At 62.0% G+C, this 20,194-nt stretch carries 16 protein-coding genes; 10 read left to right on the plus strand and 6 right to left on the minus strand.

Translation table 11 applies throughout. The features are described from left to right. The first annotated feature begins 229 nt into the window (after positions 1-229). The 3 genes from rpmB to nadB all read left to right on the plus strand — a co-directional run bounded on the left by rpmB (position 230) and on the right by nadB (position 2,477). The gene (gene rpmB / locus AYM40_RS16340; RefSeq protein ID WP_007180631.1) at positions 230-463 is read left to right on the plus strand and encodes a 50S ribosomal protein L28; all 234 of its coding nucleotides are present in this window, start codon (positions 230-232) and stop codon (positions 461-463) included. Positions 464-473: 10 nt separating this feature from the next. Next, positions 474-641, plus strand: a complete 168-nt coding sequence (rpmG, locus tag AYM40_RS16345; protein WP_006050116.1) for a 50S ribosomal protein L33 — start codon at positions 474-476, stop codon at positions 639-641. Positions 642-878: 237 nt separating this feature from the next. Next, entirely contained in the window at positions 879-2,477 is a 1,599-nt protein-coding gene (gene nadB, locus AYM40_RS16350; protein WP_063498067.1) for an L-aspartate oxidase, read from the plus strand. An 83-nt stretch (positions 2,478-2,560) separates the two neighbouring features. Here the strand turns inward: nadB and nadC are convergent, their stop codons facing one another. The 6 genes from nadC to purN all read right to left on the minus strand — a co-directional run bounded on the left by nadC (position 2,561) and on the right by purN (position 9,463). Beyond that, on the minus strand, positions 2,561-3,472 hold the full coding sequence (gene nadC, locus AYM40_RS16355) for a carboxylating nicotinate-nucleotide diphosphorylase (protein ID WP_063497120.1): 912 nt from the start codon (positions 3,470-3,472) through the stop codon (positions 2,561-2,563). Beyond that, positions 3,472-4,611, minus strand: coding sequence for a quinolinate synthase NadA (gene nadA, locus AYM40_RS16360; protein ID WP_063497121.1), 1,140 nt, complete (start codon positions 4,609-4,611; stop codon positions 3,472-3,474). The genes nadC and nadA overlap by 1 nt, the downstream gene beginning before the upstream one ends. Before the next feature lie 142 nt (positions 4,612-4,753). Further along, on the minus strand, positions 4,754-5,950 hold the full coding sequence (locus AYM40_RS16365) for a fatty acid desaturase (RefSeq protein WP_063497122.1): 1,197 nt from the start codon (positions 5,948-5,950) through the stop codon (positions 4,754-4,756). Between the two features lie 202 nt (positions 5,951-6,152). Continuing rightward, positions 6,153-7,508, minus strand: a complete 1,356-nt coding sequence (locus AYM40_RS16370; RefSeq protein WP_063497123.1) for a mechanosensitive ion channel family protein — start codon at positions 7,506-7,508, stop codon at positions 6,153-6,155. 45 nt (positions 7,509-7,553) lie between these two features. After that, positions 7,554-8,813 (minus strand): RsmB/NOP family class I SAM-dependent RNA methyltransferase, encoded by a 1,260-nt coding sequence (locus AYM40_RS16375; RefSeq protein WP_063497124.1) that lies wholly within the window; start codon positions 8,811-8,813, stop codon positions 7,554-7,556. Continuing rightward, positions 8,810-9,463 carry a phosphoribosylglycinamide formyltransferase gene (purN, locus tag AYM40_RS16380; protein ID WP_063497125.1) on the minus strand — a complete coding sequence of 218 codons (654 nt, stop codon included), beginning with the start codon at positions 9,461-9,463 and terminating at the stop codon, positions 8,810-8,812. The genes AYM40_RS16375 and purN overlap by 4 nt, the downstream gene beginning before the upstream one ends. A gap of 118 nt (positions 9,464-9,581) precedes the next feature. Here purN and AYM40_RS16385 point away from each other — a divergent pair, with 118 nt between their 5' ends. The 7 genes from AYM40_RS16385 to AYM40_RS16415 all read left to right on the plus strand — a co-directional run bounded on the left by AYM40_RS16385 (position 9,582) and on the right by AYM40_RS16415 (position 20,191). Then, positions 9,582-10,577, plus strand: coding sequence for a bifunctional riboflavin kinase/FAD synthetase (locus AYM40_RS16385; protein WP_063497126.1), 996 nt, complete (start codon positions 9,582-9,584; stop codon positions 10,575-10,577). A 169-nt stretch (positions 10,578-10,746) separates the two neighbouring features. Further along, entirely contained in the window at positions 10,747-13,584 is a 2,838-nt protein-coding gene (gene ileS, locus AYM40_RS16390) for an isoleucine--tRNA ligase (protein ID WP_063498068.1), read from the plus strand. Further along, positions 13,584-14,090, plus strand: a complete 507-nt coding sequence (gene lspA / locus AYM40_RS16395; protein WP_063497127.1) for a signal peptidase II — start codon at positions 13,584-13,586, stop codon at positions 14,088-14,090. The genes ileS and lspA overlap by 1 nt, the downstream gene beginning before the upstream one ends. Before the next feature lie 202 nt (positions 14,091-14,292). Beyond that, the gene (coaBC, locus tag AYM40_RS16400; RefSeq protein ID WP_063497128.1) at positions 14,293-15,507 is read left to right on the plus strand and encodes a bifunctional phosphopantothenoylcysteine decarboxylase/phosphopantothenate--cysteine ligase CoaBC; all 1,215 of its coding nucleotides are present in this window, start codon (positions 14,293-14,295) and stop codon (positions 15,505-15,507) included. Between the two features lie 75 nt (positions 15,508-15,582). Next, positions 15,583-16,602, plus strand: coding sequence for an LLM class flavin-dependent oxidoreductase (locus tag AYM40_RS16405; RefSeq protein ID WP_063498069.1), 1,020 nt, complete (start codon positions 15,583-15,585; stop codon positions 16,600-16,602). Between the two features lie 14 nt (positions 16,603-16,616). Continuing rightward, the gene (gene dut / locus AYM40_RS16410) at positions 16,617-17,063 is read left to right on the plus strand and encodes a dUTP diphosphatase (protein ID WP_063497129.1); all 447 of its coding nucleotides are present in this window, start codon (positions 16,617-16,619) and stop codon (positions 17,061-17,063) included. Positions 17,064-17,632: 569 nt separating this feature from the next. After that, entirely contained in the window at positions 17,633-20,191 is a 2,559-nt protein-coding gene (locus tag AYM40_RS16415; protein WP_063497130.1) for a hypothetical protein, read from the plus strand. The last annotated feature ends 3 nt before the right edge of the window (positions 20,192-20,194 follow it).

The following is a 20,194-nucleotide window of genomic DNA, read 5'->3' on the forward strand; positions in this document are numbered from 1 at the left end:
CTGGGCCGCGGCAACGTCGCGCCGAGTTCGGCATCGCAAATAAGGTTTGATTTTGCGGCTTTTTTTCTGCTAGAATTCCGGTTTGCCTATTTCCAACCCCCTGTTCCGAAGCCACCAAGGCGTTCCGGAAAGGAAACGTGCCTCGAGTTTCAATAAACTCTTAGCGCGGCTCTTTTCGGGAAACTTTCACGGCGTTCGAACTCAGAATTAGCGTATTAGGAGTGCTCTCATGGCACGCGTATGCCAAGTAACTGGGAAAGCGCCGATGAGCGGCAACAACGTTTCCCACGCGAATAACAAAACCAAGCGCCGGTTCCTGCCGAACCTGCAAAACCGCCGTATTTGGGTGGAAAGCGAAAACCGTTGGGTGCGTCTGCGCGTTTCGAACGCCGGCCTGCGCCTGATCGACAAGAACGGTATCGACGCTGTGCTCGCAGATCTGCGCGCACGCGGTGAAGCCTAAGGAGTAAATCATGGCGAAAGGCGCACGCGACAAGATCAAGTTGGAATCGACCGCAGGCACGGGTCACTTCTACACGACTACGAAGAACAAACGCAACATGCCGGAAAAGATGCTGATCAAGAAATTTGATCCGGTCGTCCGTAAGCACGTTGACTACAAGGAAACCAAGATTAAATAAATCTTGGCTCCTGCCTGACGAAGGCAAAAAGATTTGCAAAAAAGCCTCGCATTCGTGCGAGGCTTTTTTGTTTTGTGCGCCCCAATATCGCGCTGCTTAGCGGCCCTTTGTCTACCAGGACAGTCTTATCCCGTTCGGCCAGCTTTCCCTCATCCGTTGTGACGCGTATCCTTTCTCGTTTTAGCGGCGTGCGAATGGCACACCGTCATGGCAAAACGAAAGACGGAGATGCAGGCGATGGAATTCGATGTAGCGATTGTCGGTAGCGGTCTGGCAGGTTTGAGCGTCGCGCTCAATCTCGCGGAGACCCGGCGGGTTGCGGTGGTCGCCAAGCGATCGATGACCGAAGGTGCAAGCGATTGGGCGCAAGGCGGCATCGCCGCGGTACTGGATTCGGCGGACAGCATCGAAAACCATGTGCGCGACACACTCATTGCGGGTGGCGGCCTGTGCGACGAGGCGGCAACGCGCTTCATCGTCGAGCACGGACGTGCCGCGATCGAATGGCTGATTGAGCAAGGGGTGCCATTCACCAAAGACGACGCGGCCGAACTCGGCTTCCATCTGACACGCGAAGGCGGCCATAGCCATCGCCGCATCATTCATGCTGCGGATGCAACGGGCCATGCCGTGGTCACCACGCTCAGCGAGCGTGTACGCCATCATCCGAACATCACCCTGCTCGAAGACCACTACGCGATCGACCTGATCACGTCCGACCGCCTCGGCCTGCCAGGCCGTCGCTGCCACGGTTTGTATGCACTCGATCTGCAAAGCGGCCGCACCGTGACAATCGAGGCGCCGCATACGGTGCTCGCCACCGGCGGCGCCGGCAAGGTCTATCTGTACACCACCAACCCCGACACCGCGACCGGCGACGGTATCGCGATGGCCTGGCGCGCGGGCTGCCGCGTGTCGAATATGGAATTCATCCAGTTCCATCCGACCTGCCTGTTCCATCCTTATGCGAAGTCGTTCCTGATCTCGGAAGCGGTGCGCGGCGAAGGCGGCATTCTGAAGCTGCCGGACGGCACGCGCTTCATGCCGAACCACGACGAACGGGCCGAACTCGCGCCGCGCGACATCGTCGCGCGCGCGATCGACTTCGAGATCAAGAAACGCGGCATTGATTGCGTGTATCTCGACATCAGCCATCAGCCGCCTGAATTCCTACGCGAACACTTCCCAACGATTCTGGCCCGCTGCCTGGAATTCGGCATCGACATCACCAAAGAACCCATTCCGGTGGTCCCTGCCGCGCACTACACGTGCGGCGGCGTCGTGACGGATCTGGAAGGCCGGACTGATCTCGCGGGCCTCTATGCGGTCGGTGAAACGTCATGCACCGGCCTGCACGGCGCAAACCGGCTTGCCAGCAACTCCTTGCTCGAGTGCCTCGTGATCGGACGCTCCGCCGCGCAGGCCATCGAGGAAGAAGGCTTCAGCGCCGCCGTCCATGCGCCGCTGCCGGACTGGGACGAAAGCCGCGTGTCCGATCCGGACGAAGAAGTGGTGGTCGCGCACAACTGGGATGAACTGCGTCGCCTGATGTGGAACTACGTCGGCATCGTGCGGACGGACAAGCGGCTCGCGCGGGCCAGGCATCGGCTCGCCTTGCTCCGTGACGAGATTCACGAGTATTACGCGAACTTCAAGGTGAGCCGCGATTTGCTTGAATTGCGCAATCTGGTCGACGTGGCGTCGCTAATCGTCGAAGGCGCTCGCTCACGGCGTGAAAGCCGCGGCCTGCACTTCAGCCGCGATTGGCCGGCCACGTTGCCTAAAGCGCTGCCGACGGTGTTGTCACCAGAGCATGTGCGCAACCGCAATGTGTGATGTCTAAAGCTGAAGTGAAAAAGCCATCGCGGGTTTCCCAGCGACGGCTTTTTCATTGACTGCGAGCGCTTAGGCGCGTGCGCTCAGACGATCCGCATCGAGTAATCCGTTGCGCGCACATCTTTGGTCAGCGCACCGATCGACACACGGTCGACGCCCGTTTCCGCGATGGTCCGCACCGTCTCGAAGTTCACACCGCCGGACACCTCCAGCACCGCCCGCCCTGCCGTAATACGCACTGCGTCGCGCATCGCATCGAACGAAAAGTTATCCAGCAGAATGGATTGCGCGCGATGCGCCAACGCGGTTTCCAATTGCGCCAGCGTTTCGACTTCGATCTGGATCGACACGCCCGCATTCAGCGCGAGCGCCGCATCCATCGCCGCACCGACGCCACCCGCTGCGGCGATGTGGTTTTCCTTGATCAGAATGCCGTCGTATAACGCAAGCCGCTGATTCGCTCCGCCGCCCACGCGCACTGCGTATTTCTGCGCGAGCCGCAAGCCCGGCAAGGTCTTACGTGTATCGAGGATGCGCGTCTGAGTGTGGGCAATCGCGTCGACATAACGGCGCGTTGCGCTCGCCACGCCCGACAGCAGTTGCAGGAAATTCAGCCCATTGCGCTCGGCTGTCAACAGCGCTCGAACAGGGCCGCGCAGCTCGCAGACCGGCGCGTCCGCTGTCATCCGATCACCCTCGCGATAACGCCATTGCACGTCGATACGCGGATCGACCTGGCGCATCACCGCGTTGAACCATGGCACACCGCACAGCACGGCATCTTCGCGCACGATAATGCGTGCATCACGCAGGTCGTCTGCGGGGACAAGGCGGCCGGTCTGATCGCCTGCGCCAACATCTTCGGCCAGCGCGTCGGCGACGTTGCGGGCTAACGCGGCATCGAACGCCGCACCGTACTGCGCATGAATCTCTGCGAACAGCGGCGACACCGCCTCGGCCTGATTGAGTTCCACAGCCCCTTCAACTGCCCCCATTACGCCGCTCCCACGTTCGAATACAGTTGTGCGTCGCGCGCGAGATCGCCGCTGGCTTGCACGCGCTTCTTGTGACGCGCCGCGAAGTCGAGCATCCGGTCGATCGGCAGACGCGCCCGCTCGCCGATCACTCGATCGACGAAGATTTCGTTGTGGCCGCGGTCGAGCACCTCGGCCAAGTTGGCGAGGCCGTTCATCGCCATCCACGGACAATGCGCGCAACTCTTGCAGGTCGCGCTGTTGCCAGCCGTGGGCGCGGCGATCAACGTCTTGCCGGGCGCCGCAAGCTGCATCTTGTGCAGAATGCCGAGATCGGTCGCCACGATGAAATGCGTCGCGTCGAGTTTTTGCGCGGCGTCGATCAACTGGGTTGTCGAACCCACCACGTCCGCTTGCGCGACCACGTTAGCCGGCGACTCCGGATGCACCAGCACTTTCGCGCCCGGATATTCGGCGCGCAACAGATCGAGTTCAATGCCCTTGAATTCGTCGTGCACGAGACACGAGCCCTGCCACAGCAGCATGTCCGCACCGGTCTTGCTCTGGATATAGCTGCCGAGGTGCCGATCCGGCGCCCAGATGATCTTTTCGCCGCGTGCGTGCAGGTCGGCAACGATTTCCAGCCCGATCGACGACGTCACCATCCAGTCCGCACGAGCCTTAACGGCCGCGCTGGTGTTCGCGTACACGACCACCGTGCGATCCGGGTGAGCGTCACAGAAAGCCGAGAACTCATCGACCGGACAGCCCAAGTCGAGCGAACAGGTCGCGTCGAGATCAGGCATCAGAATGCGCTTGTCCGGACTCAGGATTTTCGCGGTCTCGCCCATGAAGCGCACGCCCGCCACCACCAGCGTTTGCGCCTCGTGATCGCGACCGAAACGCGCCATTTCCAGCGAATCGGCCACGCAACCGCCGGTTTCGTCGGCGAGCTCCTGCAGTTCCGCGTCGACGTAATAGTGCGCGACGAGCACGGCTTTCTCGCGCTTAAGCAATGCGCGGATGCGCTCCTTCAACGCCACCTTCTGTTCCGCCGACGGCACGTCGGGCACCTTCGCCCACGCCTGCCCGATCCCGCAGGTCGTGCTCTGCGCCTGTGGCCGGTCGTATTCGACGGTCCTGATCGCCTGCTGATCCATAATCTCCTCTGCCCTCGCTCTGCCGCCGCGGACCGTCAATCGCGTGTCGTTGAAATTGCCGCGGCCCAAAAAGCAAAACCCCGCCAACGCGGGGTTTTGTGACGTAACGAAATTTTAATGGATTTCGCGCTCAGGCATGCGATCAAGCATAACGGCGCAGGCGCATCGCGAAGTCTTGCAGTGCTTTGATACCGCTTTGCTCTGCGCGATGACACCAGTCTTGCAACTGAATCAGCAGTTGATCGCGCGACGCATTCGAGCGCTCCCACATCGCCGCCAGTTCATTGCGCATGTCGATGTAGGTCTTGAGCTTCTGGCTGTTCGCGAAGATTTGCGGCAACTGGCGCTTCTGCGGCTCGTCGAGACCCGCTTCTTCCTTGTGGAACCAGCTACGCGCACCGCGCATCACCTGATATTTCTCGCGCGCGCCAACTTCCTTCAGGTGCGCCAACTCCTGGCGGTAAGCACGCTTGAGCGCCTTGCCGTAACGCGCCATCACTTCGTAGCGGTTTGCCAGCACGGCTTGCAACGTGTCCTGGTCAAGCACCAGCTTGCCGGTGGTCAGACGCGGCGTAGGCGCGATCTTCTTTACCTTGGCCAGACGAAACGCCGACATGATGCGGATGTACATCCAGCCGATATCGAACTCGTACCACTTGTTCGACAGCTTGGCCGAAGTCGCATACGTGTGGTGATTGTTATGCAGCTCTTCACCGCCGATGATGATGCCCCACGGGAAGATGTTGGTGCTGGCATCCGACGAGTTGAAGTTGCGGTAGCCCCACCAGTGCGCGAGGCCGTTCACCACACCGGCCGCCCAGAACGGAATCCAGATCATCTGCACGGCCCAGATGGTCAGGCCGACGACGCCGAACAGCGCGACGTTCAGCACCATCATCAGGCTCACGCCGAGGATCGGGTACTTGGTGTAGACGTTGCGTTCCATCCAGTCATTCGGCGTGCCGTGACTGAATTTGCGCATCGTTTCTTCATTCTTGGCTTCGGAACGATACAGTTCCGCGCCTTCGAGCAGCACCTTCCAGATGCCACGCGTTTGCGGGCTGTGCGGATCTTCTTCGGTCTCGCACTTGGCGTGGTGCTTGCGGTGAATCGCGGCCCACTGGCCGGTCAGCATGCCGGTGGTCATCCACAACCAGAAGCGGAAAAAATGACTGACGATCGGATGCAACTCCAGCGCACGGTGCGCCTGGCAGCGATGCAGATAGACCGTTACGCCAATGATCGTGATGTGCGTTGCGACCAGCGTGTACAGCACAAGTTGCCACCACGAGAAGTGCAGCAGGCCGTGGGCAAGGAAATCGAGCAAGGAATTCAACAAGGCAATTTACCTGTGGAACAAGAGACGCCAGACACAAGCAAAATGCGTGTGTCAAGAAAGTGAAAGCATACAGCGGGATTGGACGATATTCTACTTGAAGCGTTCCAAGTGTTTGTAACAAATAGGGATTTTTTGTGCGACATCAACCGGACGGAAGCGCCGGAGCTTGTTTTTTGACCTGCAGGCGGGTCCGAAGTGCCCGTCAGTGGGCGCTGTCGGCCTGATTAGCCGCGGCAGCGGTCATTGTTACCTCTCGCTGCATCGCGTCGCTCACGTTACCGACGATTCGCACCTCGCGTTGCGCGAAAGGAATCGAGATGTCATGTTCGGAGAATAGACGCCAGATGTTGCGATTCACGGCCGAGCGCACGCCAGAGGTGCCCGTCGCCGCGTCTTCGATCCAGAAACCCAGTTCGAGGTTGATGCCGTCGGGGCCGAAGCCAACCAGATAGGGCGCAGGCGCCGGCTCCTGCAGCACCCGCGCGACACCTTGCGCGGCTTGGGCGAGCAGCGCCATCGCCTGCTCGACGTCAGAGGAGTAGGCGACCTGTACGGCCGCCTTGGCGTAGCCGCGCGTCAGATAGGAGGACTGGTTCTGCACCACGTCCGTAATCAGCTTTTCATTCGGGATCAGCGTTTCGATCCCGTCCAGACCGCGCACCACCGTATAACGCGTGCGGATCTGCGTGACCATGCCCTGCAGGCCGCTGACGTTGATCGTGTCGCCGATGCGCAGCGAGCGGTCGATCAGGATGATGAAGCCCGAGACGTAATTGCTGGCGATTTTCTGCAACCCGAACCCAAGCCCCACGCCCAGCGCGCCGCCAAACACCCCCAGCACCGTAATGTCGATGCCGACCAGCGACAGACTGATCAGCACCGCCGCCAGCACGAACGCAGCACGCCCGACCCGCGCCACCACCACTTTGAGGTTGGCGTCGAGCGTCTTTGAGCGCATCAGGCGGTCTTCGAACGTGGCGCCGAGCCACATCGCGACGATCATCGTCACGCCCACCCACAGCAGGCCCGTGGTGAGCGAGAGCACCGTCATGTGCGCATTCGCGACCTTGAAGTGCACGCTGCCCATCCAGGCGATCACGTCGTCCTGAATGCCCATCACGGTGAGCACCATGCCGACCCAAACGACCAGCGAGACGACCTTCTCCACCAGGAACAGCCCGGGATGCGTCGCGCCGTCCTGGCTGAAGACCCGCCGCGCGAAGAAAAACACGATATAGATCAGGCCTATACCGAACAACGGCACCAGCGCCAGATCGAGCAGCGCGGTGTGCATGAACTGGCCGGTGATCGCCTGCGCGACCCAGACGAGCGCCGCCCCGATCAGCGGAAAGAACGCACGGTTCAGGCTTTCCGCGCCGAAACGCAGGGTCTGGTAACGCGTCTGGCGCCGCAGATCGAGCGTGCGGCGCAACAGGCGCGCGAGCAGCCACGCGACGACGAGCGTGCCAAGCAGCGCGCCGGCCTGCCACAGCATCACCGGCTGGCCGAAGTCGCGCGCGAGGTCGCTGAACATGTGAGGAAAAATACGGTTTTGCATGATGCAGCCGAAATCGCCTGCGCGCCGGCGGATAACCTGTTGCGTTTAGCTCTGGCGTTCCAGCACGGCTGCGAAGAAGCCGTCAGTGGCGTGGCGATGCGGCCACAGCGACAGGTAATCGCCCATTTCCAGGTCGATGCGCTGCTCGGCGAGCACGTCGCGCGCCGGCACCAAAGCGAAGTCCGGATGATCGGCGAGGAACTGCTGCACGACGGCTTCGTTTTCCGCTTCCAGAATCGAGCAGGTCGCGTAGACGAGACGGCCGCCCTTCTTCACCAGGCGCGAGGCGCTGGCCAGAATCGACGCCTGCTTCGGCGCCAGTTCGGCCACCGATTCCGGCGACTGGCGCCACTTCAGGTCCGGATTCCGGCGCAGCGTACCCAGCCCGCTGCATGGCGCATCGACCAGCACGCGGTCGATCTTGCCGGCCAGACGCTTGATCTTCGCATCGTGTTCGCTGTCAATCAGCACCGGATTCACGTTCGACAGCCCGCTACGCGCGAGGCGCGGCTTGAGCTTGGCCAAACGCCGCTCGGAGATGTCGAATGCGTACAGGCGCCCGGTGGAGCGCATCGCCGCGCCCAGCGCCAGCGTCTTGCCGCCCGCGCCCGCGCAGAAATCCACGATCATTTCGCCGCGCTTGGGCGCAACCAGCGAACACAGCAGCTGGCTGCCCTCGTCCTGCACTTCGACCCAGCCATGCTGGAACGCGTCCAGCTTGGTGAGCGGCGGCTTGCCGACCACCCGCACGCCGAACGGTGCGAAAGGCGTTGCACCACCTTCGATACCGGCCTTCGACAGCGCGTTCAGCACGTCGTCGCGACTTGCCTTGATCGGGTTCGCGCGCAGATCCAGCGGCGCCGGATAGTTCAGCGCGGCGGCCAGTTGCGCCAGTTCAGCGGGTTCAAAGCGCTTGGAGAGCGCCTGATAGATCCAGTCGGGCAAATTCAGGCGAATTCGCAGCGGCAGGCTTTCCGGGTCGATCATGGCGACGTGTTCGAGCCAGCGCGACTCGGCTTCCGACACGAATGGCTTGAGCGCGGTACGCCCGGCCGTCTGCATCAGTCCCAGCAAGGCCATGCGGCGGGCCGGGCTGCCCGCTCCGCCTTCGGCCAGGTGGGCGAATTCCATCCGGCGGCGCAGCACCGCGAAGACCGCCTCGGCGATCACGCCGCGCTCGCCGTGCCCGAGCTTCGGATGCGCGCGGAAAAAGCGGCTCGTCGTGGCGTCGGCCGGGCCGTTCAGTCTCAGGACTTCAGCCAGCAAAGTCTCAGTTTGTCCAATCAAAAAACCATGTAATCTCATGCGCCCTCTCCGGCGGTGTGACCGGCAAAGAGCCATTGCGGCTCCGGCGGCGTAAGCGTGACGCGCAAGCCGTCAAGGGCAAGACGCCCTTCGACGAACCAGCGCACTGCGCGTGGATAGATAATGTGTTCGGTTGCCAGCACGCGTTCCGCGAGCGTGGCGGGGGTGTCGCCAGCCTCAACGGGGACGGCCGCCTGCGCGACGATCGGCCCGTGGTCCAGCTGCGACGTGACAAAATGCACCGACGCGCCGTGCAAACGCACGCCAGCGTCAAGGGCCTGTTGATGGGTTTTCAGGCCCGGAAAGCTCGGCAGCAGCGAGGGGTGCACGTTCAGCATGCGCCCAGCGTAATGGTCGACGAAACCGGCCGTAAGCACCCGCATGAAGCCGGCGAGCACGACCAGATCGGGCGCGAAGCTGTCGATTTCTTGTGCCAGCGCGGCGTCGAAGCTGTCGCGATCGGGAAACTGGCGGTGGTCGACCACCGCGGTGGCGATGCCGTGCGACGCTGCGAACGCAAGGCCCGCGGCGTCAGAACGGTTGGCAATCACGGCGGCGACTTGCGCCGCCCAGCCCTCGTCCGCGCAGGCGCGAATGATAGCTTCCATGTTGCTTCCCCGTCCGGAAATCAGGATGACGAGTTTTTTCATCCGTGGATTTTATCATTCGGAGGACACTGAAACGGCGACGCGCCGCCGTCTCGTGCGCTGAGCGTTTATAATCGTTTGTTTTGCGGCACCTCGGCCGCCCTACCTCAAACCCGCTATCGTGAGAGTCTTCCGCGGTCTTCCCAATGCTGAGAGCCGTGCGCCCTGCGCACTGACCATCGGCAATTTCGACGGTGTCCACCGCGGCCATCAGGCTTTGCTCGCCCACGTCCGGGCCGCAGCCGATGCACGCGGCCTGCCCGTCTGCGTGATGACCTTCGAGCCGCACCCGCGCGAGTTCTTCAACCCGGCTGGCGCGCCGCCGCGAATCGCGATGCTGCGCGACAAGCTCGAGGCGCTGCGCACCAACGGCGTCGACCGGGTCGTGGTCGAGCATTTCAATCACACCTTCGCGAGCCAGTCGCCGGATACGTTTGTCGAACGGATCATCGTCAACGGGCTGCATGCGCGCTGGGTGATGATCGGCGACGACTTCCGCTACGGCGCCAAGCGTGTGGGCGATTTCGCGTCGCTCAAGACCGCGGGTCAACAGTACGGTTTCGAAGTCGAGCAGATGGCCACCGTGGCCGATCCGTCCGGCGCGCGCATTTCCAGCTCGGGCGTGCGCACGGCGCTGGTGGCGGGCGATCTCGACTCGGCGCGCGCCGCGCTGGGCCGCGATTACCTGATCAGCGGCCATGTCGTGCATGGCATGAAGCTCGGCCGCGATCTCGGTTTCCCCACCCTAAATCTGCCGATCGCGCACAAGCGTCCGGCGCTTGCCGGCATTTTCGTGGTGCGCGTGCACGGCGTAACGGACCAACCGTTGCCGGGCGTCGCCAGCCTCGGCTTGCGCCCCACTGTGGACGATTCCGGCCGCGTGCTGCTCGAAGTGCACTTGCTCGACTGGCACGGCGATGCGTATGGCAAACTCGTGCGCGTCGAATTCCTGAAAAAGCTGCGCGACGAGGAAAAATACGTCGACCTCGAAACGCTGACCGCCGCCATCGCGCGCGACGTCGCCAATGCGCGCGCGTGGTTCGCAGCCGTCGGCGCCGGCACGCCGGGCAGCCGTTCCACCGGTTTCGCCACCTCGGCCACCGACCGAATTAGATAGCCGCCGCGGTACATGCGAGTGCACTGTGTGCTGCATGTACCCACCGCTGCGCGCATCGAAGGGCGTCCGTGAATCACGCGACATGCCTGCCGGGCGCGCCCAACGCCCTGCGCTTCATGCGCATACCGCAGCCTCGCTGCGCTTAGAAAGAATTCACCGCGACCTCATCATGAGCAACAAGAAAGCCGATTCGAAACCGCAGTCACGCTACCCGGTCAACCTGCTCGACACGCCGTTCCCGATGCGTGGCGACCTGCCCAAGCGCGAGCCGCAATGGGTCAAGGAATGGCAGGAACGCAAGGTCTACGAGACGATCCGCTCTGCTTCCAAAGGCCGCAGGAAGTTCATCCTGCACGACGGCCCGCCGTATGCGAACGGCGACATCCACCTCGGCCACGCGGTGAACAAGATCCTGAAGGACATGATCGTCAAGGCGCGCAATCTGGCGGGCTTCGACGCGGTCTACGTGCCGGGCTGGGATTGCCACGGCATGCCGATCGAAATCCAGATCGAAAAGCAGTTCGGCAAGTCGCTGCCGGCCGCTGAAGTGATGCAGAAGGCGCGCGCTTACGCGACCGAGCAGATCGAGAAGCAGAAGGTCGGCTTCCGCCGTCTGGGCGTGCTCGGCGACTGGGACAATCCGTACAAGACCATGAACTTCACGAACGAAGCCGGCGAAATCCGCGCGCTCGCGAAGATCATGGAAAAGGGCTATGTGTATCGCGGCCTGAAGCCGGTCAACTGGTGTTTTGACTGCGGCTCGGCGTTGGCCGAAGCGGAAGTTGAATACGCGGACAAGACCGATCCGACCATCGACGTACTGTTCAGCTTTGCCGAACCGGGAAAGACTGCGCAGGCATTCGGCCTGACTGCACTGCCGCGCAACGAAGGCGGCATCGTGATCTGGACCACCACGCCGTGGACCATCCCCGCCAACCAGGCGCTGAACCTGCATCCGGAAATCGTCTACGCGCTGGTCGACACGCCGCGCGGCTTGCTGATCCTGGCCGAAGAGCGTGTTGAAGCGTGCCTGAAACAGTACGAACTGGAAGGCTCGATCATCGCGACCACGCCGGGTGCGAAGCTCGTCAACCTGCGCTTCAATCATCCGCTCGCAGTCGCGCATCCGGCCTACAAGCGTACGGCGCCGGTTTATCTCGGCGACTACGTCACGACCGAAACGGGTACGGGTGTGGTCCACTCGTCACCGGCGTACGGCGTGGAAGACTTCGTGTCCTGCAAAGCGCACGGCATGGCCGATTCGGACATCATCAATCCGGTGATGGGCGACGGCCGTTACATCGAATCGCTCGCGTTGTTCGGCGGCCTGTCGATCTGGGCGGCCAATCCGCAGATCGTCGAAGCCCTGCAGGCAGCCGGCTCGCTGCTGCGCACCGAGAACTATCGGCACAGCTACATGCACTGCTGGCGCCACAAGACGCCGATCATCTACCGCGCGACCTCGCAGTGGTTCGCCGGTATGGACGTGAAGCCGAACGACTCCGACAAGACGCTGCGCGAAACCGCGCTTGAAGGCATCGAGAACACCGCCTTCTATCCGTCGTGGGGCAAGCAGCGCCTTTTCAGCATGATCGCGAACCGCCCGGACTGGACGCTGTCGCGTCAGCGTCAATGGGGCGTGCCGATGGCGTTCTTCGTGCACAAGGAAACCGGCGAACTGCATCCGCGCACGCTGGAGCTGCTCGAAGAAGTCGCGCAACGCGTCGAGAAGGCCGGCATCGAAGCATGGCAAACGCTCGACCCGCGCGAACTGCTCGGCGACGACGCCAATATGTACGAGAAGAACCGTGACACACTGGACGTCTGGTTCGATTCGGGCACCACGCACTGGCACGTGCTGCGCGGCTCGCATAAAGACGAACTGCAATTCCCGGCTGACCTGTATCTGGAAGGCTCGGACCAGCACCGCGGCTGGTTCCACTCGTCGCTGCTGACGGCTTCGATGCTCGACGGCCGCCCGCCGTATAACGCGCTGCTCACGCACGGCTTCACCGTCGACGGCGAAGGCCGCAAGATGAGCAAGTCGCTCGGCAACGGTATCGATCCGCATGAAGTGGCGAACCGCCTTGGCGCGGAAATCATCCGTTTGTGGATCGCCTCGACCGATTACTCGGGCGAACTGGCGATCTCCGAAGAGATCCTGAAGCGCGTGACGGAAGGCTATCGCCGCATCCGCAACACGCTGCGCTTCCTGCTCGCGAACCTGTCGGACTTCGACTTCGCGCAACACGCTCGTCCGCTCGAAGACTGGCTCGAGATCGATCGTTACGCGGTGGCGCTGTCGGCGAACCTGCAGAACGACATCCTCTCGCACTACGACAAGTACGAGTTCCACCCGGTGGTCGCCAAGCTGCAGACGTTCTGCTCGGAAGACCTGGGCGGCTTCTATCTGGATGTGCTGAAAGACCGCCTGTACACCACGGCGGCCGACTCCGTTGCACGCCGTTCGGCTCAGACCGCGCTGTATCACATCGCACACGGCCTGCTGCGCCTGATGGCGCCGTTCCTGTCGTTCACCGCCGAAGAAGCGTGGAAAATCTTCTCGCCGAACAGCGAAACGATCTTCACCGAGACGTATCACGCGTTCCCGGCAGTGCCGCAAGCTGGCGAGCTGCTCGACAAATGGACACTGCTGCGCGCCGCGCGTAGCGACGTAACCAAGGCGCTGGAAGAAGCACGCGTGGCGAACCTGATCGGTTCGTCGCTGCAAGCGGAAGTCGAAATCCGCGCGAGCGGCGCGCGATACGACGCGCTCGCGAGCCTCGACGACGACCTGAAGTTCGTGCTGATCACGTCAGCAGCGAACGTCGTGAAGGTTGATAGCGAAGCGGAAGAAGGCGTCGAAGTGATCGCCTCGAAGTATCTGAAGTGCGAACGCTGCTGGCACTACCGCCCGGACGTCGGCGCCAACGCCGAACACCCCAACCTGTGCGGCCGCTGCTTCAGCAATCTGTTCGGCAACGGAGAAACGAGGAGCGCGGCATAATGGCGAGAACCATGTCGAAAGCGTCGTCTGGAAACGGTTCGCTGGCGCCCTGGCTCGGCGTCGCGCTGATCGTGATTCTGTTCGATCAGCTCACCAAGATCGCGATCCAGAAAGTGTTCGCCTACGGTGTTCCGCATGAGGTCACGCCGTTTTTCAACCTGATCCTCGTGTACAACCGTGGCGCTGCCTTCAGCTTCCTCGCGATGGCGGGCGGCTGGCAGCGCTGGGCGTTCACCGCGCTCGGCGTGGTCGCGGCACTCGTGATCTGCTATCTGCTCAAGCGTCATGGCGGACAGAAGATGTTCTGCACCGCGCTCTCGCTGATTCTCGGCGGTGCGCTCGGCAACGTGATCGACCGGCTCGCGTACGGCCATGTAATCGACTTTCTCGATTTCCACGTGCGCATGTGGCACTGGCCGGCGTTCAATCTCGCCGACAGCGCGATCACGATCGGCGCGATCCTGCTTGTGCTCGACGAGTTGCGGCGCGTGCGCGGTTCGCAGTAACGCGAGTTACTGCCCGCTTTGGCCTGATATATGGGCCGAACCTGGGCCGTGCTCGGTGACTATGCTCCGGGGCCACGCATAGGGGCCATGTTTAAAGACCATGCCGGACCGTCACGAACACGGCCGAGCACATGTCCGGTTTGAAGACCGGTGGCGGTGGCCAGTGCCACCACCGGCCACCACGCTTTGTCGGAGGCTTTCGTTGGCAACCGCAGAACTCGCAGGAAAACACCTCGTCCTCGGTATGACGGGCGGCATTGCCTGCTACAAAATCGCCGAACTCACGCGCCTGTTGACCAAGGCCGGCACAACCGTGCAGGTCGTGATGACCGAAGCGGCCACGCAATTCATCACCCCAGTCACGATGCAGGCGCTGTCTGGCCGGCCAGTCTATACGAGCCAGTGGGACACGCGCGTGCCGAATAACATGGCGCACATTGATCTATCGCGTGAAGCCGACGCGATCGTCATTGCACCGGCCTCTACCGACTTCCTCGCCAAACTCGCGCACGGCATGGCCGACGATCTGCTCTCGACGCTGTGTGTCGCGCGCGATTGTCCGCTGCTCGTCGTGCCGGCGATGAACCGGCAGATGTGGCAAAACCCCGCTACCCAACGCAACGTCACGCAGCTACGCGCGGACGGCATTGAAGTGCTCGGCCCCGATTCGGGTCCGCAAGCGTGCGGCGAAACCGGCGACGGGCGCATGTTGGAAGCGGCCGCCACGTTTGAGGCGATCGCGTCGTTCTTCTCGCCCAAGATCCTGTCCGGCCGCCGCGTGTTGCTGACCGCCGGCCCGACCTTCGAGCCGCTCGATCCAGTGCGCGGCATCACCAATCGTTCGAGCGGCAAGATGGGTTTTGCGTTGGCACGCGCCGCCCAACAAGCGGGCGCCGAGGTGCATCTGGTCGCCGGCCCTGTCGCGCTGGAAACGCCGTGGGGCGTGTTCCGCGAAGACGTGCAAACCGCCCAGCAAATGCACGACGCGGTGATGCGCTCGGTCGCGGACGCCGACATCTTTATCGGTGTGGCCGCGGTGGCCGACTGGCGTGTCGATCACGCCAGCGAACAGAAGATCAAGAAGACCGCCGACCGTGCGCTGCCCAGCTTCACGTTCGTCGAGAATCCGGACATCCTGGCAGCGGTAGCCAGGTTGCCGCATCCGCCTTTCGCAGTCGGCTTTGCCGCGGAAAGCGGCGATCTTGAAGTGCATGGCGAAGAAAAGCGCGTGCGCAAGAACGTACCGCTCCTGATCGGCAATCTCGGCCCGCAGACTTTCGGTCTCGACGACAACGAGGTCATCCTGTTCGAAGCAGGTGGTGCAACGAAGCTCCCGCGCGCCGACAAGCAGACGCTCGCGCGCGCATTGATCGTAGAAATTGCCAGGCGTCTGCCCGACACAAGTCTGGTCCGCTAAAGCCGCTCGCGGCGGCGCATGCTGCGTTCGCCGCGAGCGCCTCTGGCGCACCGCATCATCTGGAGCAGTACTGACATGACGCTACTTTCCGTGCTCGATCAAACGCCCGTGATCGACGGGCACTCGGTGGCGGACGCAATCGCCGCCACCGTCGAACTTGCGCAGCTTGCTGACGACCTCGGCTACACGCGCTACTGGTGCGCCGAGCATCACGGCTTGCGCGGCGTGTCGAATCCCTGCCCTGAGGTGATGCTGGCGCGCCTCGGCAGCGTGACCAAACGCATTCGACTCGGCTCAGGTGGCGTAATGCTGCCGTACTACAGCCCGTTCAAGGTCGCCGAGCAATTCATGATGCTCGAGGCGCTGTTTCCCAATCGTATCGACCTCGGCGTAGGACGCGCCCCAGGCGGCGACATGCGCACGGCGCAAGCAGTCGCAGCCGGTGCCTACAATCGCGGCGAAATTTTTCCGCAGCAGGTCGCCGATCTGGTCGGCCTGATGCACGGCACACTGCCCGAGGATCACCTTGGGCACGGCGTACTGCTTCAGCCGCAAATCGCCACGCGCCCCCAATTGTGGGTACTCGGGTCGAGTGAATTCGGCGGCCTGCTGGCGGCGCAACTCGGCATCCGCTTTGCATTCGCGCATTTCATCAACGCGCATTTCGGGCATCAGGTGGCGCTGGCTTATCGTGAACGCTTCAAGGCTAGCCTGGAAACAGACCAGCCCTATCTGGCCGCCTCGGTGTTCGTGATTTGCGCCGACACCGAACAGGAAGCCGCCGACCTGGAAAAAGCAGTCGACCTGCGCCGCGTGCAGATGGCCCTTGGCCTGAATGCGCCGATTCCGACGATCGAGCAAGGCGCTGCGCAAGAATACGGCGTACGCGAGCAACTGGTGATCGACCGCGAGAAGCCCCGCAGTATCATCGGCACGCCGGAAACCGTCACCGAACGGCTTCATGCTTTGCAGGAGCAGTTCAAGGCCGACGAACTGATCGTGCTCACCGTCGCGGGCAGCTACCGCGCCCGGCTGCGCTCCTATGAACTTCTCGCCGACGCGTTTCAACTCGGACGCCCGGCCTCCACGACCTAACCCTTCGAACCTGCATGAAACTCGACCTGAAGATTCTCGATGCGCGCATGCGCGACCAACTGCCGGCCTACGCGACCACCGGCAGCGCGGGCCTCGACCTGCGCGCCTGCCTCGACGAACCGTTGACGCTGAAACCCGGCGAAACCGCTCTGGTGCCAACGGGTCTGGCGATTCACGTCGCCGATCCCGGCTATGCGGCGCTGATTCTGCCGCGTTCGGGCCTGGGCCATAAGCATGGGATCGTGCTGGGGAACCTGGTCGGCCTGATCGATTCGGATTACCAAGGTCAGCTGATGATCTCGACGTGGAACCGCGGCGAGACCGCGTTCGTGCTGAATCCGATGGAGCGCCTCGCGCAACTCGTGATTGTGCCGGTCGTGCAAGCCGAGTTCAATATCGTCGATGATTTCGAAACCAGCGAGCGTGGCGCTAGCGGGTTCGGCAGTACAGGGAAGCATTGAAGCGAGCATCGGCGCGCCATGTCCGCCCGTGGCGACGGCGCGCCTGGTCGACACATTTCGCGCCGGCGCCCGTTCCGCCGGCCTGGGCGCGGTCCCTTGTTCCGCACATGATTCGTCGCAGGCGTCGCGCAGCGGCCACGACTCTCGACGACACTCGACAGCACCCAATCTTCCGCATCGACACCGGCTTGCCGTTCGCAGGCATGCCCTGTCTTCGCACGCTCGAAATGCGACACATCCAGGCGCATCCTGCGACGCTAAGCTCTTTTGAAGTGCACCCACAAAAAACTACAATCGATCAATAGTTCGTCGTGTGGCGGCTGTCGTGACGTCGGGCGAGACTCAAGGCGATAGTGCATCAAATGTCTTCGCCACGGACATCGAACCCGCTGCCTAACCAACTAACCCGCAGGAGTCAAATCAAGCAAATCACGTCTCGTCGTGATTATTTCGGATGACGAATCAGATCGAATTCACGCAGAAATCCTTTCACCCATTGAGGCGGATAGATTGCTCCCGACTGTCATGAGCCGAAACGTCTCGTTGGTCAGCTTTTGCCTGGAGATAGTATGAAAGTCCTGTATGACGCAGTCGTAGGCGCAGGTGCCGGTCAGTATTACGGCACCATCGTTGTTTCCGGCCTCAAGTACGAAGACGGAACCCCCGTCAACGTCCGTCAGTTCCTTTCGATGAATTTCACGTCGCCGGCCGCCGTGGCCGACACAGACATCAACGGGACGTTTATGTCGTGGGTCCAGGTGACGCCCCATGTTGGTTCGACGCAGATCGATACAACCACCTTTTCAGTCTCGGCTCAACTCGATTTTGCTGAAGCGCACACGATGGATCCGCGCGATCAGTTCACGATCGGGATAAACGGCGATCTGACCCACAATCCGGATGCTTACCTCAACTCATTTGTCATCGCGGCCGACGCGGCGCCCGACGTGAACGGCAGCGTGTCTGTCGATTGTGCAGCCCCTCCCGACTCGGCCTTAGCCGGCTTTCCGCCAGTGCTTACCTTCAGCCTCGGCAGTCAGCGATCCGATCTCACGCTCAGTTATGGCAAGACGACCAGCGTCGCACTGATGCAGGGCGCCTATTCGGTCAGCGGCAATGACATCTGCACCGACGACGAGACCGTCAGCGCACCACTGATCATTGCGCCGACGCAGGTCACCGTAGCGCCCAATCAGACCGCGCCGGTTTCCGTCACTTTCGGCCCCGTACAGCGATACTCCGCCCTGGATATCGCCATCGGCGCGCTGAGCGGCCTTGCGACAGAGACACTTGACGTCGTCGTCATCGACCAGGCAAGCGGCCAAACCCTGGCTTCGTTTGCTGCCGGCATCAACAGTTCTACGCAGTTACGCAAACTTCCGGCATCAGGCACTGCACTGATTCAGATCGGCAACATTGCGCTAAACAATACTAAGCATTCCTTTTCAACACCGGCTGTCGAATTGAAAAATATGCTTCACGAGGTTCTTATCGACGATTCAATGGTGCAAACCGCGCCTGTCGATACGACCGGCTACGTCAGGGTTCCCGTCAATATCACGGCTGAAAAAACCGTGGCCCGGCAAATTACGCTGCGCCTGTCCGGCGAGAGCATGAGCTACACGCAAACGGTGTCTGTCAGCACCCAGAAAACCGCCTTCAGCGCGCCGGTGAAGCCGGGCACGTACTCGGTCCACGCGGACGATTTCGTCTCCGGCGGTACGGTCTTTGCAATGAGCGTTGCCAACACGCTCGTCGTTGCTGTTGACGGCAGCACGGCACTCGACCTGTCCATCGATGCGTCCGCAAATCTCAACGTGCCGGGCTTTCCTGCTTTCCTGTCGTTCGGAGGATGCGCCGATCTCACACCGGGTAATCAGGCCGATTTCGTTGCGGCACGTGCGTCGTCTCTGTTCAACTACGCGGGCTTCGACGGCGCCGGCGACGACAACACCTACCTCACCGACGATCAATCCACCAGGCAGGCGATCCAACTCGCGAGGAATGTCGAAGCAGCGCTAGACAACGGACAGACCGTGCTTCCGGTGATGATTTCGTACACGTGCAATCTGTCGCTCGGCAATACGCCGGGGATGCTCGCCAATGCCGATCAGCACGCCCACAGTTTCGCGAATTTCATCCTGGCGCTGAATCTCGCCAACGGTACGATCGATGCCGCCCATCCGGTGCCGGCCGGCTTTATCGTCAACCCCGACTTCCTCGGCGCCTGCCAGCAAGCGGGCTTTGGCGCGAGTTACGGAATGCCGGTGCGCGCGCCGCTGCAAACGGCACTCGACCACTGGTCGGTCAAAGCCGTCATTCCCGCGACCGTGACCGAAGACATACGCGGTTACGTCGAGGCGGTGAACTGGCTGGTCCGTACCGTTGCCCCGAAAGTTGTGTTCGGCTGGCAAATCAACCTTTGGGGCGTCGGCTATTCGGAGTGGATCTATCAAGATAACGATCCGGCCACCTTCGCCCAACAGACGGCAGCGTACGTGCAGGCGCTGGAGGTCTACAGCGGTCCGAACCCGCCCGACTTCCTCGCCATCGACCGCTATGAAGCGGACGACTTCACGCAACGCGCTTATGTGAACGGCTACTGCTACAGTCCGCGTGAATGGGATCGGTTCTTCGACTTTTGCAAGACCGTCAGCCGCGCGCTCAAGGTGCCGGTGATGCCCTGGCAGATTCCCGCGAGCCGCACGCCAGCCACCACGGACGAGGTCTACGCGGATTTCGACAGCCAGCATTGGGGAAGCGGTGGCAGCTATATGCTAGGCGACCCCGCGATCGGATCGGATTATCACAACATCAATCCGACTATCCTCGCGCTCGAATTCCCGACGCCTTTCCAGACCTACATGGGTAAGACCGTCGAAGATCTGTTCGCGCATGCGGAACCGTTCGACATCTCCGGGCCGGCGTATGGCGATTTACCAGTACGCGGCATCTTTGCCGTGCTGCTTGGCGGCGGTTCCACCACCGGCATCATCGCCACAGTCGGCAATCCGGAGCCGTGGGTGCGCGACAAGCTGAACGCGTACATGGCGGCGCCGATTGGCTTCGATAGCGCGTCATCCCGTCCGCGCATCCATACGAAACCGCGCCAGCCGATTAAGAGTTGAGCA

Source organism: Paraburkholderia phytofirmans OLGA172 (assembly GCF_001634365.1).
Classification (GTDB): Bacteria; Pseudomonadota; Gammaproteobacteria; order Burkholderiales; family Burkholderiaceae; genus Paraburkholderia.